The organism is Veronia pacifica (assembly GCF_001707825.1).
GTDB lineage: Bacteria > Pseudomonadota > Gammaproteobacteria > Enterobacterales > Vibrionaceae > Veronia > Veronia pacifica.
In genome coordinates this window covers 28,455-41,598 of the sequence record NZ_LYBM01000027.1, presented here as the reverse complement: position 1 = coordinate 41,598, position 13,144 = coordinate 28,455, and the positions used below count along the sequence as shown (strand labels likewise).

The window sequence follows — 13,144 nt, the reverse complement described above, 5'->3', positions numbered from 1 at the left end:
GTTATGGCTGCGTCAGGTGATGCGCTTACGTCAGAAAGTTACATCCAGCACCACTTACAACACTTGTCAACTGACAAGCTGGGTCTTGTGGAGCCAGGAAGTTTCTGGACGTTAAATATAGATAGCCTGTTTTTCTCTGTTCTGCTCGGTTTCGGCTTCTTATGGCTGTTCCGCTCAGTAGCTAAGAAAGCAACGACAGGGGTCCCGGGTAAGCTCCAATGCGCGGTTGAGATTCTGGTAGAGTTCGTGGACGAAAACGTTCGTGATACTTTCCAGGGAAAAAACCCGTTAATAGCACCTTTGGCTCTGACGATTTTCGTCTGGATATTTCTGATGAACTTAATGGACCTTGTGCCCATTGATTTTCTTCCGTATCCAGCGGAACTGGCAGGCATCCCATACCTTAAAGTTGTTCCTTCGGCAGACGTCAACATCACTATGGGTATGGCCATAAGTGTCTTTGCTTTGATGGTGTACTACAGCATCAAAATGAAAGGCCTTGGTGGCTTTGCAAAAGAGCTTGCGCTTCACCCATTCAATCATCCAATTGCTATTCCTTTCAACCTTATGCTGGAAGTGATCTCGCTACTCGCGAAACCGCTTTCTCTCGGCATGCGTTTGTTCGGTAATATGTTTGCGGGTGAGGTGGTGTTTATCCTGTGTGCAGCTCTGCTGCCATGGTGGGGACAATGGCTGGGATCATTGCCTTGGGCAATATTCCATATCCTGGTAATTACAATCCAGGCCTTTGTATTTATGATGCTTACCATTGTGTACCTGTCTCAGGCACACGCAGTGGATGACCATTAATAATTTTTAATTTTTTTTCTACTTTTCCGGCATAGTGCCGACAACAAGAAACTGGAGATAGTGATGGAAACTTTATTAGGCTTTTCTGCAATTGCCGTTGGCGTCATTGTAGGTCTTGCTGCACTGGGTACAGCAATTGGCTTTGCAATTCTCGGCGGTAAATTCCTGGAAGGTGCAGCTCGCCAACCAGAGATGGCTCCAATGCTGCAGGTGAAAATGTTCATCATCGCAGGCCTACTGGATGCTATCCCAATGATCGGTATCGTTATCGCTCTGCTTATCATCTTTAATAACCCGTTCGTTGGCCAACTTGCTTAAGTCGCTTGAACTCTTACCTGAAGCTAACTAGAAGGGAGGCGCTGTTGTGAATATCAACGCTACTCTGATTGGCCAGGCGATCGCATTCTTCATGTTTGTGGTGTTCTGCATGAAATATGTATGGCCACCATTAATGCAAGCGATTGAGGAGCGTCAGAAGAAAATTGCTGACGGTCTAGCGGCGGCTGATCGTGCCGCAAAAGACCTGGATTTGGCCCAGGCTAATGCTTCTGACCAACTGGCGGAAGCAAAGCGCGCTGCAACTGAGATCATCGAGCAGGCAAACAAGCGTAAAGCACAAATTATTGATGAAGCTCGTGAAGAAGCAAATGCTGAACGCGACAATATCCTGACTCAGGGTAAAGCTGAAATTGATGCTGAACGCAACCGTGCTCGCGATGAACTGCGCAAACAAGTTGCAACTCTAGCCGTTATCGGTGCTGAGAAGATTCTGGAGCGCTCTATTGATGAGTCTGCTCATAAAGATATTCTCGAAAAAATCACTGCAGAACTTTAATGAGGAGGGGCCGTCATGTCTGAACTGACAACTATTGCACGCCCCTACGCTAAAGCAGCATTTGATTTGGCGGTAGAGAAAAACGAGCTAGACCAATGGTCTGAAATGCTTGCTTTTTCTGCCGAGGTCACCAGAAACGAAACTATCGCTAATTTACTAAGTGGTGCAGTCACTGCCGATAAACTGGTTGATATTTTTGTTTCAGTATCTGGTGAGCAGCTCAATGAAAACGGCCAGAACCTGATAAAGGTGATGGCTGATAATGGCCGCTTGAAAGCGTTGCCGGAAGTGTGCGATCAGTTTATGGCATTGCGCCGTGAACACGAAAAGCAGGTGGATGTTGACATTCTCTCTGCTGTTGCGCTTGAACAAGCGCAACTTGACGCCATTGCCGTCAAGCTAGAAGCGCGCCTTGAGCGCAAAGTAAAGCTGAACTGTAGTGTAGACGAGACCCTGGTTGCCGGGGTTGTGATTCGAGCTGGAGACTTGGTCATCGATAACTCAGTAAGCGGTCGTATTCGCCGCCTGAGCGATGCATTGCAGTCTTGATTTGGGGAATTGGAGCATGCAACTTAATTCCACGGAGATTAGCGATCTGATCAAACAACGTATCGAAAAATTCGACGTTGTAAGTGAAGCTCGCAACGAAGGTACCATCGTGTCAGTCAGCGACGGTATCATTCGCATCCATGGCCTTGCTGACGCAATGCAAGGTGAAATGATTGAACTACCAGGCAACCGTTTTGCACTGGCGCTTAACCTTGAGCGCGACTCTGTTGGTGCGGTTGTGATGGGTCCATATGCTGACCTTCAGGAAGGCATGAAAGTAACAGGCACTGGCCGCATTCTTGAAGTGCCAGTAGGTCCTGAACTACTTGGTCGTGTTGTTAACACACTGGGTGAGCCAATCGACGGTAAAGGCCCGATTGAGGCAAAGCTGACTTCTCCTGTAGAAGTTATCGCACCGGGTGTTATCGCACGTCAGTCAGTCGACCAACCTGTACAAACAGGATATAAGTCTGTTGACTCAATGATCCCAATCGGCCGTGGTCAGCGTGAGCTGGTTATCGGTGACCGTCAGACGGGTAAGACCGCACTGGCAATCGATGCGATCATTAACCAGAAAGACTCTGGCATCTACTCAATTTATGTAGCGATCGGCCAGAAAGCCTCTACCATTGCGAACGTTGTACGTAAGCTGGAAGAGCACGATGCACTGAAGAACACTATTGTTGTCGTTGCGTCTGCTTCTGAAGCTGCGGCCCTGCAATACCTTGCTCCATATGCTGGTTGTGCTATGGGTGAGTACTTCCGTGACCGCGGTGAAGACGCGCTAATCGTATATGATGATCTGTCAAAGCAAGCTGTTGCTTATCGTCAGATTTCTTTGCTACTGCGTCGTCCACCGGGCCGTGAAGCCTTCCCTGGTGATGTTTTCTATCTTCACTCTCGTCTGCTTGAGCGTGCTGCACGTGTTAGCGCCGATTACGTTGAGAACTTTACCAAAGGTGAAGTGAAAGGTAAGACAGGTTCACTGACTGCACTGCCTATCATCGAGACGCAAGCGGGTGACGTATCTGCATTCGTACCGACGAACGTTATCTCTATCACCGATGGTCAGATCTTCCTGCAAACGGAACTGTTTAACGCAGGTATCCGTCCAGCGGTTGACCCAGGTATTTCTGTATCGCGTGTTGGTGGTTCTGCTCAAACAAAAATCATCAAAAAGCTGTCTGGCGGTATCCGTACTGCTCTGGCTCAGTACCGTGAACTGGCGGCGTTTGCTCAGTTCTCATCTGACCTTGATGACGCAACGAAGAAGCAGCTGGACCACGGTCAGAAAGTAACCGAGCTTATGAAGCAAAAGCAGTATGCACCAATGTCTGTATTTGAACAGGCTCTGGTCATTTTTGCTGCAGAAAAAGGTTTCCTGACAGATGTTGACACCGACAAGCTGGGCGACTTTGAAGCCGCACTGCTGGCGTTTGCTAAGTCACAGCACGCCGAGTTAGTTGCTCAGATCGATGAGACTGGTAACTACAACGGTGAAATTGAAGGTCAGCTGACCAAGCTGGTTGAAGATTTCAAGGCAACGCAAACTTGGTAATGCGCAGAAGGCCGCTTTGGCGGTCTTCTGGTAATGGAGAGTAACGATGGCCGGCGGAAAAGAAATTCGCAATAAGATTGGAAGCGTTGAAAACACGCAGAAAATCACCAAAGCGATGGAAATGGTGGCAGCTTCTAAAATGCGTCGTTCGCAAGAAGCTATGCAGTCATCACGTCCATACGCGGTCACTATGCGCAAAGTGATCGGTCATGTCGCACTTGGTAACCTCGAGTATCGCCATCCTTATATGGAAGAGCGGGAAGCCAAGCGCGTCGGTTACATCATTGTTTCTACTGACCGCGGCCTATGTGGTGGTTTGAACATTAATATGTTCAAACGTGCGGTAAAAGATATGCAGGCATGGTCTGAGAAAGGTGTCGATGTTGACACTGCTCTTATTGGGTCAAAAGCCATAGCTTTCTTTAACACTTACGGTGGAAATGTTTCAGCACAGGTTTCGGGTATGGGTGATAACCCATCTCTCGACGAACTCATCGGTACTGTCGGTGTCATGCTGAAAAAATATGATGAAGGCCAACTGGACCGCCTGTATCTGGTTTACAACAACTTTGTAAATACCATGACGCAGGAACCAGTAATCGATCAATTGCTGCCTTTGCCTAAGTCCGAAGACGAAGACATGCAACGCAACCATGCTTGGGACTATGTCTATGAGCCTGAGCCTAAACCTCTGCTGGATACTCTGCTGGTTCGTTATGTCGAATCACAGGTGTATCAAGGGGTTGTAGAGAACCTAGCGTGCGAACAAGCTGCACGTATGGTTGCGATGAAAGCTGCAACAGATAACGCAGGAAATCTCATTGATGAACTGCAACTGGTGTACAACAAAGCCCGTCAGGCTGCAATTACTCAGGAGCTGTCGGAAATCGTTTCCGGTGCAGCGGCTGTTTAAGGCAAGGGCCAACGAACTATTTTAGAGGAATAACGATGGCTACAGGTAAGATCGTCCAGATCATCGGTGCGGTAGTCGACGTAGAGTTTTCACAAGAGTCTGTACCTCAGGTATATGATGCACTAAATGTGAAACGTGAAGGCGAGCGTCTGGTGCTGGAAGTTCAGCAACAGCTTGGTGGTGGTATCGTACGTACCATCGCTATGGGTTCTTCTGACGGTCTGCGTCGTGGACTGGAAGTAGAAAACACAGGTAAACCAATCGAAGTGCCAGTTGGTTCAGAAACTCTTGGACGTATCATGAACGTTCTGGGTGACTCTATCGACGAGCGCGGAGATATCGGTGAGAAAGAGCGCTATTCTATTCACCGTGAAGCACCAAGTTATGAAGACCAGTCTAACGCGACTGAGCTTCTGGAAACGGGTGTTAAAGTTATCGACCTGATTTGTCCATTTGCCAAGGGTGGTAAAATCGGTCTGTTCGGTGGTGCAGGTGTAGGTAAGACCGTTAACATGATGGAGCTTATCAACAACATCGCACTGCAACACTCTGGCCTTTCAGTATTTGCTGGTGTTGGTGAGCGTACCCGTGAAGGTAACGACTTCTACCACGAAATGCAGGAAGCGGGTGTTGTAAACATCGAAAACCCAGAAGAATCAAAAGTAGCCATGGTATATGGTCAGATGAACGAGCCACCGGGTAACCGTCTGCGCGTAGCACTGACTGGCCTGACTATGGCTGAGAAGTTCCGTGATGAAGGCCGTGATGTACTTCTGTTTATCGATAACATCTATCGTTACACCCTAGCCGGTACTGAGGTATCAGCACTTCTGGGTCGTATGCCTTCAGCAGTAGGTTATCAGCCTACACTGGCTGAAGAGATGGGTGTACTTCAAGAGCGTATTACGTCGACTAAGACGGGTTCTATCACATCTGTTCAGGCCGTTTACGTTCCTGCAGATGACTTGACTGACCCATCGCCAGCGACCACCTTTGCTCACTTGGATGCAACGGTTGTACTGTCTCGTCAAATCGCTTCTCTGGGTCTATACCCTGCGATCGACCCACTGGATTCAACATCACGTATGCTTGATCCACTGGTTGTTGGTCAGGAGCACTACGAGATTGCCCGTGGCGTGCAAAGTGTTCTTCAGCGTTACAAAGAGCTGAAAGATATCATTGCTATTCTGGGTATGGACGAGCTGTCTGAAGAAGACAAGTTGACTGTTGCACGTGCACGTAAGATTGAGCGTTTCCTGACGCAAAACTATCACGTTGCAGAAGTCTTCACTGGTCAGAAAGGTGTTTACGTTTCGCTGAAAGATACCCTACGTAGCTTTAAGGGTCTTCTAGCGGGTGAGTACGATGATATCCCAGAGCAGGCATTTATGTACTGTGGTGCGATTGACGAAGTACTTGAGAACGCGAAGAAGCTGTAAGGCTTGTTAGGAGGCGATATGGCAGCGAAAACCTTCCATCTGGATGTGGTCAGTGCTGAGAAAGAACTTTTCTCAGGTGGCGCTGAGTCAATTCAGGTGACCGGTAGCGAGGGTGAACTGGGTATTTTCCCTAATCACACCCCGCTGCTAACCGCCATCACGCCAGGCATGATCCGTATTGCCAAGCAAGACGGCCAGGAAGAGGTAATTTACCTTTCTGGTGGTACGCTGGAAGTACAACCGAGTGCAGTGACTGTGCTTGCTGACACCGCAATTCGTGGTGAAGAGCTGGATCAGGCCAAGGCTGAAGAAGCGAAGCGTCGTGCTGAAGAGCAAATGCTCGATAGGCACGATGATATGGACTTTGCTCAGGCGGCCAGTGATTTGGCAAAAGCGATTGCCCAGCTTCGAGTTATCGAGCTGACAAAGCGCGTTCGCAAATAATTTGCCAGCCAAAGAAAAAAGCGGCCATATTGGCCGCTTTTTTAATGGCTAAATTTTATATGTCGAGATGTGTTGTCTCAATTTCGCCGATTTATTGGACACACTTTGCCTGTTTATTTTTCTTACCCTGCCCTTTTTCGTTATTTCCCTTTAAAATAGTGTCCAATCACTCAGTTTAAGGAATATACAACCCATGAATTTCAGCGCGGTTATTCTCGCTGCGGGTAAAGGGACCCGTATGTATTCAAATCTGCCTAAGGTCCTTCATACCTTAGCGGGTAGGCCAATGGTCAAACATGTTATCGACACTTGCCAGACAGCTGGTGCAGATAACCTTCATTTGGTTTTCGGCCACGGCGCAGATAAGATGAAAGCCACGCTGGCAGAAGAGACATTGAACTGGGTGTTGCAGGCTGAACAGTTGGGTACTGGTCATGCTGTTAATCAGGCGTCTGATGCGTTCCGTGATGATGAACAAATACTGGTATTGTACGGCGATGTGCCGCTTATCAGCGACAAGACCATAGAAAACCTACTGGAAGCTCAGCCTGAGGGCGGCATTGCCCTTTTGACTGTGGTATTGGACGATCCTTCAGGTTATGGCCGCATTGTTCGCCGAAATGGGCCTGTGGTGGCTATCGTGGAAGACAAGGATGCCACGCCGGAGCAGAAGCTTATCTGTGAAATTAATACTGGTGTAATGGTAGCTACAGGGCGCGATCTCCGCCGTTGGCTATCCATGCTTAAAAATGACAATGCACAGGCCGAATATTATCTTACCGATATCATCGCACTCGCCCATGATGAGGGACGTGCGGTTGAAGCTGTTCACCCAGAAAGCACAATAGAGGTAGAAGGCGTTAACAACCGCGTGCAACTGGCCAGACTAGAACGTGCTTATCAGGCACAACAGGCGAAAGAGCTTTTGACTTCCGGTGTTATGCTGCGTGATCCGGCGCGTTTTGACCTGCGTGGTTCTTTACAATGTGGTGTAGATGTTGAAATAGATGTCAATGTGATTGTCGAAGGACAGGTAACACTTGGTGATAATGTTCTCATCGGTGCTGGCTGTGTACTGAAAGACTGCGAGATTGATGATAATACTGTTGTTCGCCCATACAGCATCATTGATGGTGCCTCCGTGGGTGAGGATTGTACTGTTGGGCCTTTCACCCGTCTGCGTCCCGGTGCTGAACTCGTTGGAGACAGTCATGTTGGCAATTTCGTTGAAATGAAAAATGCATCGCTTGGGCAAGGCTCAAAAGCCAATCATCTCACTTACCTCGGCGATGCAAGAATTGGGCAGCGTGTAAATATTGGTGCGGGTACCATCACCTGTAACTATGATGGTGCCAATAAGCATCAGACAATCATCGAGGATGATGTATTCGTTGGCTCTGACAGTCAGCTCATTGCTCCTGTCACTGTCCATCGCGGAGCTACCATTGGTGCTGGCACCACCTTGACCTCAAACGTAAGCGAGAACCAACTGGCCATCAGTCGTGCAAAAGCACGCACCATTGATGGCTGGCAGCGTCCAGTGAAAAAGCGCTAGCTGATTGTTGATGAGCACCGTATAACGGTGCTCTCTTTAAATCGGATAACGACTTTTTTCACTGGTTTGGTTAAAAGCTAAGCAAACGAAAAATAGGGGGTTGACGGCTAAGTTATTCCACCCTATTATACGCGCCTCAGTTGGGGTATCGCCAAGCGGTAAGGCAACGGGTTTTGATCCCGTCATTCCCAGGTTCGAATCCTGGTACCCCAGCCAACGCGTCCGTAGCTCAGCTGGATAGAGTACCTGGCTACGAACCAGGCGGTCGGAGGTTCGAATCCTCCCGGACGCGCCATCTCTTTCCTAACGGAAATAGATGAACAATTAGGTGTGCGGAAGTGGCGGAATTGGTAGACGCACCAGATTTAGGTTCTGGCGCCGCAAGGTGTGAGAGTTCAAGTCTCTCCTTCCGCACCATTTATTTATATAACAGGCTTTATAGCGTGTTATTGTTGGGGTATCGCCAAGCGGTAAGGCAACGGGTTTTGATCCCGTCATTCCCAGGTTCGAATCCTGGTACCCCAGCCATTATTCAGGTTGGCTACGTAGCTCAGTTGGTTAGAGCACATCACTCATAATGATGGGGTCACAGGTTCGAATCCCGTCGTAGCCACCATTTATACAGAAGTTGCACTTTTATCGGTAAAAGAGTAACTTCGACAGACGAAGCAGCGCTACCAGCTGTTTGACCTTAAAGGGTAACGTCTTGAGTTTTGCGGCGGTGGCGGAATTGGTAGACGCGCTAGCTTCAGGTGCTAGTGTCCGAAAGGATGTGAGGGTTCAAGTCCCTCCCCCCGCACCATACAGTGCCTCATAGAGTTTGCCTCTGTGACAGACAACAATTTGCGGAAGTGGCGGAATTGGTAGACGCACCAGATTTAGGTTCTGGCGCCGCAAGGTGTGAGAGTTCAAGTCTCTCCTTCCGCACCATGATTGAAAGCAGGCCTTTAGGCCTGCTTTTTTTTCTATCTGCACTTTTTATTCCCTTTTATCGGCGTAACACCCTTTTCACTTATCAGTACAAGACCCATTCCTTATTTCTGTTACTTTCCCTTCACGCTACACACCTTGTTATTTAGGTATAATAGGCTCCATAAAATGTGGTCTTTGTACCATTACTCAACTTGATCTTTTTTCAAACTATAATATTATCTTTCGAAACGAAAGTTTGGTGGTTACATGTCGAAACGTAATACCCAGCAAAGACGCCATGCCATCATGGCTATGTTGTCTGAGCAGGGGGAAGTTAGCGTTGATAAACTCTCTTCATTATTCGAAACTTCAGAAGTTACTATTCGTAAAGACTTGGCAGAGCTGGAGAAGAATGGAATTCTACTTCGTCGCTACGGCGGTGCAGTGCCTGTTCCAGCAGAAATGGTTTCGGAGAGTGTTGTTAAAGTTTCGGAACGAAAGAAAAAGATTGCGCAGGCGGCAGCTGAGCGGATCCGCGACCACAACAGAATCGTGATCGACAGTGGCTCCACAACAGCGGCTCTAATGCCACTGCTTAGCCAGAAGCATGGATTGGTCGTCATGACCAATTCGCTGAAAGTTGCGAATACGATTAATGAGCTCGAACGAGAAGTCACACTTCTAATGACGGGGGGAACTTGGGATCCCCATTCAGAGGCTTTTCAGGGGCAGGTAGCAGAGCAGGCACTTAGATCCTATGACTTTGACCAGTTATTTATCGGCGCAGACGGTATTGATGTTGAACGTGGTACGACGACTTTCAACGAGCTTATTGGTCTTAGCAGAGTAATGGCCGATGTATCGAGGGAAGTGGTTGTTATGGTCGAGTCCGATAAAATTGGCCGTAAGATCCCAAATCTTGAGCTGCCATGGCAATCGATCAGCACTTTGATCACTGATAGTGGGCTCGACAGTGACACCAAACGAGAAATTGAAAATAAGGGCATAGTCGTTATCTGTGCCGATAGCTAATTTTACAGATTGAAAGGACATATATGTGCGGGATAGTGGGAGCAGTAGCTCAACGTGACGTGGCTGAAATTCTTGTTGAAGGTCTTAAACGTCTTGAGTACAGAGGCTACGATTCAGCAGGCCTTGCGGTCACGACTCCAGATGGAGCGTTGCATCGTTTAAGACGGCTAGGCAAGGTAAAAGCTCTTGCCGACTCAGTTGCCGATACTGCTGTTGAGGGTGGTACCGGAATTGCTCACACTCGTTGGGCGACCCATGGTGAGCCGAGCGAGGCGAATGCCCATCCGCATATGTCCGGTGAACACATTGCCGTTGTTCATAATGGGATCATTGAAAATCATCAGCTACTTCGTGAACAACTTGAACAGCGGGGCTATCAGTTTACGTCTGATACAGATACTGAGGTGATTTGTCATTTGGTTGACTGGGAACTGAACCAGCATGGAGGGGACCTCCTCGCTGCGTTTCAGCGCACCATTGGGCAGCTTGAAGGTGCTTACGGTACTGTCGTTATGGACAGACGTCAGCCAGAGCACTTGGTAGCGGCTCGCTCAGGCAGCCCATTGGTCATTGGCTGTGGGATTGGTGAAAATTTCTTGGCTTCTGACCAACTTGCACTTCTGAATGTGACTCGACGTTTTATTTTCCTTGAGGAAGGGGATATTGCCCGTGTCAGCCGCCGGGATATCGAGATATTCGATGTCGAGGGTAACCCTGTTGAACGCAATATGCAGGAATCATCCATCACACAGGATGCGGCTGATAAGGGACAATATCGCCACTACATGCAAAAAGAGATCTTCGAACAGCCAGCTGCTTTGACCAACACCTTCGAGAGCAGGCTGGGTAGTAAAAGCATCCTGGGTGAAAGTTTTGGTCAGGGTGCGGAAGAGATTTTTTCCAAGGCCCAGCATATTCAGATTATCGCTTGCGGGACTTCCTACAATGCGGGGCTGGTGGCTCGTTATTGGTTTGAGTCGATTGCTGGTATAAGTTGCGACGTTGAAATTGCCTCAGAGTTTCGGTACCGCAACTTTGTCAGCCGCCCAAATAGCTTACTGCTGACTATCTCGCAGTCAGGTGAAACGGCAGATACGCTGGCAGCACTGCGTTTGGCAAAACAACGCGGCTATATGGCTGCAATGGCTATCTGCAATGTGCCTGGCTCATCGCTGGTCCGTGAGTCTGATTTAGCCTTCATGACCCGCGCTGGAACCGAAATCGGTGTAGCGTCAACCAAAGCCTTCACTACTCAGTTGGCATCTTTACTGATGCTGGTGACTGCCGTGGGCAAAATTCAACGACGTATTGATGAAAAGCTGGAGGCGAAGATCGCAGACACTTTGCATCGGCTGCCCGCAACGCTGGAACAAGCTCTGGCATTTGATAAAGATATCGAGCAGTTGGCAGAAGACTTTGCTGAGAAGCATCATGCGCTGTTTTTAGGAAGAGGGGAATTTTACCCAATTGCTATTGAGGCTGCTCTGAAGCTCAAAGAGATCTCTTACATTCATGCTGAAGCCTACGCGGCTGGCGAGCTGAAACATGGTCCTCTGGCTCTTATAGATGCTGATATGCCAGTGATTGTCGTTGCTCCTAATAATGATTTACTCGAGAAACTCAAATCTAATATTGAGGAAGTCCGGGCGCGTGGAGGGCAGCTTTACGTGTTCGCGGATCAGGATGCTGGATTCGTTGAATCAGAGGGAATGAAGATCATTGCCATGCCTCATGTTGATGAACTGGTCGCCCCTATTTTCTATACCTTACCGATGCAATTGCTGGCCTATCACGTCGCCTTGATTAAAGGGACTGACGTTGATCAGCCCCGCAACCTCGCCAAAGCCGTCACTGTGGAATAATTTGGTCAGATTATAGCTTGTGTTTTCTGGGGTATGTTTTACTGACTAAAGGTCAATACATACCCCTGTTACTATCGGTGCGCTATCCCTTCACATCAGTGAGCTAATACTGATTTCCACGCAAACTGCAGTAAGCAGATTCATTCGCATTTAACGATTTTTGCATTTTGCAAATCATTTCGCAGTCAATATCAGACATCAAGCCCAGTTTTATTTACAGTATGACGTATTGATTACATAACATCATGATTTCAGTTAAATAATCCCCTGTCTAAATAGTTGGCGCGCATTGTGCATAATGGTGCTCAAACAGCAAAAAAACAAGACTGTACGTTTTAGGGAGTGAGATATGATCGACTCAAAATCGCAAGTTGCGAAAAGAATAAAAGAAGCTCGTGAGTGGAAAGGAATAACTCAGGTAAAAATGGCCAAACTGCTGTCTGTGGCAAGGCAAACGTATCTGGATATAGAAACAGGGAAGACAGAGCCGCGTGTACGCATGTTGTCTGAAATTGCAGATATTACGGAACGCCCACTGGTTTGGTTTGTGTACGGTGATGCGGATGTTGAGCTTCATGATGTGCAATACAAACAGGACGTTAATCGCCTGTTGGAGCATTTCTCAAAGCTCCCTCACGAGGCACGGACAGCCATACTCAATCAGAGTGTAAATATGGCCTCCTTCTTGGTGAATTATTCAAAATCCGCCCAGAGAAATTGAGTGCTTACTTACTGTATGAGCTTGATAATACGCTATGTCTGTGAAAATAGATTTGCTGGTTGAAGGCTGTCATTTGCCTTGGGCAACGCAAGTCTAGACTCACACTTCGAGCAACTTTTCCCATGCTTACCGCAGGCTGCCGTGCATAATGCAAAGTTTGCGGAATGGCGTGTCAGAATAAAGGAAAAGCCCGATATTCTGCACCCGATGCTTGGGATAGAAGCTTATGGTGATTGTAAAATCGCAGGTTGCACAGCGTATAAGACAAGCAAGGGAATACAGAAATCTTACTCAGATGGACGTGGCGCAAAGGCTTGGTGTTGCCAGACAAACTTATCTGGACATCGAGTCTGGTAAAACAGAGCCAAAAATATCATCTCTTGTAGCTATTGCAGAGGTGACTGGGCGTCCACTTAACTGGTTTCTTTATGGCGAAGTAGTCGCGGAGATATCGCGTTTACTTATCGAGAAGAACTCGGGACGCTCATGATGTTGGTGGGACAGCTGCCTGTGT

General features: G+C 48.0%; 13 protein-coding genes and 7 tRNA genes. All 20 read left to right on the top strand.

All coding sequences use genetic code 11. The features are described from left to right. Nucleotides 1-3: 3 nt before the first annotated feature. The 20 genes from atpB (at nucleotide 4) to A8L45_RS14375 (ending at nucleotide 13,120) form a co-directional block, all read left to right on the top strand. Nucleotides 4-810 carry a F0F1 ATP synthase subunit A gene (atpB, locus tag A8L45_RS14470; RefSeq protein WP_068903495.1) on the top strand — a complete coding sequence of 269 codons (807 nt, stop codon included), beginning with the start codon at nucleotides 4-6 and terminating at the stop codon, nucleotides 808-810. A 63-nt stretch (nucleotides 811-873) separates the two neighbouring features. Then, on the top strand, nucleotides 874-1,128 hold the full coding sequence (gene atpE / locus A8L45_RS14465) for a F0F1 ATP synthase subunit C (protein WP_068903493.1): 255 nt from the start codon (nucleotides 874-876) through the stop codon (nucleotides 1,126-1,128). Nucleotides 1,129-1,174: 46 nt separating this feature from the next. After that, a complete protein-coding gene (atpF, locus tag A8L45_RS14460; RefSeq protein WP_068903491.1) occupies nucleotides 1,175-1,645 on the top strand; it encodes a F0F1 ATP synthase subunit B in 471 nt (156 codons plus the stop codon). Nucleotides 1,646-1,660: 15 nt separating this feature from the next. Beyond that, the gene (gene atpH, locus A8L45_RS14455; protein WP_068903488.1) at nucleotides 1,661-2,194 is read left to right on the top strand and encodes a F0F1 ATP synthase subunit delta; all 534 of its coding nucleotides are present in this window, start codon (nucleotides 1,661-1,663) and stop codon (nucleotides 2,192-2,194) included. 16 nt (nucleotides 2,195-2,210) lie between these two features. Next, nucleotides 2,211-3,752: a F0F1 ATP synthase subunit alpha gene (gene atpA / locus A8L45_RS14450; RefSeq protein ID WP_068903486.1), complete on the top strand. Its 1,542-nt coding sequence runs from the start codon at nucleotides 2,211-2,213 to the stop codon at nucleotides 3,750-3,752. 46 nt (nucleotides 3,753-3,798) lie between these two features. Beyond that, on the top strand, nucleotides 3,799-4,665 hold the full coding sequence (gene atpG / locus A8L45_RS14445; RefSeq protein WP_068903484.1) for a F0F1 ATP synthase subunit gamma: 867 nt from the start codon (nucleotides 3,799-3,801) through the stop codon (nucleotides 4,663-4,665). A gap of 35 nt (nucleotides 4,666-4,700) precedes the next feature. Beyond that, nucleotides 4,701-6,104 (top strand): F0F1 ATP synthase subunit beta, encoded by a 1,404-nt coding sequence (gene atpD / locus A8L45_RS14440; RefSeq protein ID WP_068903482.1) that lies wholly within the window; start codon nucleotides 4,701-4,703, stop codon nucleotides 6,102-6,104. Between the two features lie 18 nt (nucleotides 6,105-6,122). Beyond that, nucleotides 6,123-6,548 (top strand): F0F1 ATP synthase subunit epsilon, encoded by a 426-nt coding sequence (locus tag A8L45_RS14435; protein ID WP_068903480.1) that lies wholly within the window; start codon nucleotides 6,123-6,125, stop codon nucleotides 6,546-6,548. 193 nt (nucleotides 6,549-6,741) lie between these two features. After that, the gene (gene glmU / locus A8L45_RS14430; RefSeq protein WP_068903478.1) at nucleotides 6,742-8,103 is read left to right on the top strand and encodes a bifunctional UDP-N-acetylglucosamine diphosphorylase/glucosamine-1-phosphate N-acetyltransferase GlmU; all 1,362 of its coding nucleotides are present in this window, start codon (nucleotides 6,742-6,744) and stop codon (nucleotides 8,101-8,103) included. A 141-nt stretch (nucleotides 8,104-8,244) separates the two neighbouring features. Beyond that, nucleotides 8,245-8,319 (top strand) — tRNA-Gln (locus tag A8L45_RS14425). Between the two features lie 2 nt (nucleotides 8,320-8,321). Further along, a tRNA-Arg gene (locus A8L45_RS14420) sits at nucleotides 8,322-8,398 on the top strand. 37 nt (nucleotides 8,399-8,435) lie between these two features. After that, nucleotides 8,436-8,520: transfer RNA gene (locus A8L45_RS14415), tRNA-Leu, on the top strand. A 36-nt stretch (nucleotides 8,521-8,556) separates the two neighbouring features. Further along, nucleotides 8,557-8,631: transfer RNA gene (locus tag A8L45_RS14410), tRNA-Gln, on the top strand. 11 nt (nucleotides 8,632-8,642) lie between these two features. Then, nucleotides 8,643-8,719 (top strand) — tRNA-Met (locus tag A8L45_RS14405). 99 nt (nucleotides 8,720-8,818) lie between these two features. After that, nucleotides 8,819-8,905: transfer RNA gene (locus A8L45_RS14400), tRNA-Leu, on the top strand. 43 nt (nucleotides 8,906-8,948) lie between these two features. Continuing rightward, nucleotides 8,949-9,033, top strand: a tRNA-Leu gene (locus A8L45_RS14395). A gap of 249 nt (nucleotides 9,034-9,282) precedes the next feature. Then, the gene (locus A8L45_RS14390; protein ID WP_068903476.1) at nucleotides 9,283-10,047 is read left to right on the top strand and encodes a DeoR/GlpR family DNA-binding transcription regulator; all 765 of its coding nucleotides are present in this window, start codon (nucleotides 9,283-9,285) and stop codon (nucleotides 10,045-10,047) included. 23 nt (nucleotides 10,048-10,070) lie between these two features. Continuing rightward, on the top strand, nucleotides 10,071-11,909 hold the full coding sequence (gene glmS / locus A8L45_RS14385) for a glutamine--fructose-6-phosphate transaminase (isomerizing) (protein WP_068903474.1): 1,839 nt from the start codon (nucleotides 10,071-10,073) through the stop codon (nucleotides 11,907-11,909). A gap of 349 nt (nucleotides 11,910-12,258) precedes the next feature. Then, a complete protein-coding gene (locus tag A8L45_RS14380; protein WP_068903472.1) occupies nucleotides 12,259-12,630 on the top strand; it encodes a helix-turn-helix transcriptional regulator in 372 nt (123 codons plus the stop codon). Nucleotides 12,631-12,856: 226 nt separating this feature from the next. Continuing rightward, on the top strand, nucleotides 12,857-13,120 hold the full coding sequence (locus A8L45_RS14375) for a helix-turn-helix domain-containing protein (protein ID WP_245680735.1): 264 nt from the start codon (nucleotides 12,857-12,859) through the stop codon (nucleotides 13,118-13,120). The last annotated feature ends 24 nt before the right edge of the window (nucleotides 13,121-13,144 follow it).

What these genes read in the sequence shown, in the direction of transcription:
- atpB (WP_068903495.1), top strand. Translation starts at nt 4, where the DNA reads ATGGCTGCGTCAGGTGATGCGCTTACGTCAGAAAGTTACATCCAGCAC.
- atpE (WP_068903493.1), top strand. Translation starts at nt 874, where the DNA reads ATGGAAACTTTATTAGGCTTTTCTGCAATTGCCGTTGGCGTCATTGTA.
- atpH (WP_068903488.1), top strand. Translation starts at nt 1,661, where the DNA reads ATGTCTGAACTGACAACTATTGCACGCCCCTACGCTAAAGCAGCATTT.
- atpA (WP_068903486.1), top strand. Translation starts at nt 2,211, where the DNA reads ATGCAACTTAATTCCACGGAGATTAGCGATCTGATCAAACAACGTATC.
- atpG (WP_068903484.1), top strand. Translation starts at nt 3,799, where the DNA reads ATGGCCGGCGGAAAAGAAATTCGCAATAAGATTGGAAGCGTTGAAAAC.
- atpD (WP_068903482.1), top strand. Translation starts at nt 4,701, where the DNA reads ATGGCTACAGGTAAGATCGTCCAGATCATCGGTGCGGTAGTCGACGTA.
- A8L45_RS14435 (WP_068903480.1), top strand. Translation starts at nt 6,123, where the DNA reads ATGGCAGCGAAAACCTTCCATCTGGATGTGGTCAGTGCTGAGAAAGAA.
- glmU (WP_068903478.1), top strand. Translation starts at nt 6,742, where the DNA reads ATGAATTTCAGCGCGGTTATTCTCGCTGCGGGTAAAGGGACCCGTATG.
- A8L45_RS14390 (WP_068903476.1), top strand. Translation starts at nt 9,283, where the DNA reads ATGTCGAAACGTAATACCCAGCAAAGACGCCATGCCATCATGGCTATG.
- glmS (WP_068903474.1), top strand. Translation starts at nt 10,071, where the DNA reads ATGTGCGGGATAGTGGGAGCAGTAGCTCAACGTGACGTGGCTGAAATT.
- A8L45_RS14380 (WP_068903472.1), top strand. Translation starts at nt 12,259, where the DNA reads ATGATCGACTCAAAATCGCAAGTTGCGAAAAGAATAAAAGAAGCTCGT.
- A8L45_RS14375 (WP_245680735.1), top strand. Translation starts at nt 12,857, where the DNA reads ATGGTGATTGTAAAATCGCAGGTTGCACAGCGTATAAGACAAGCAAGG.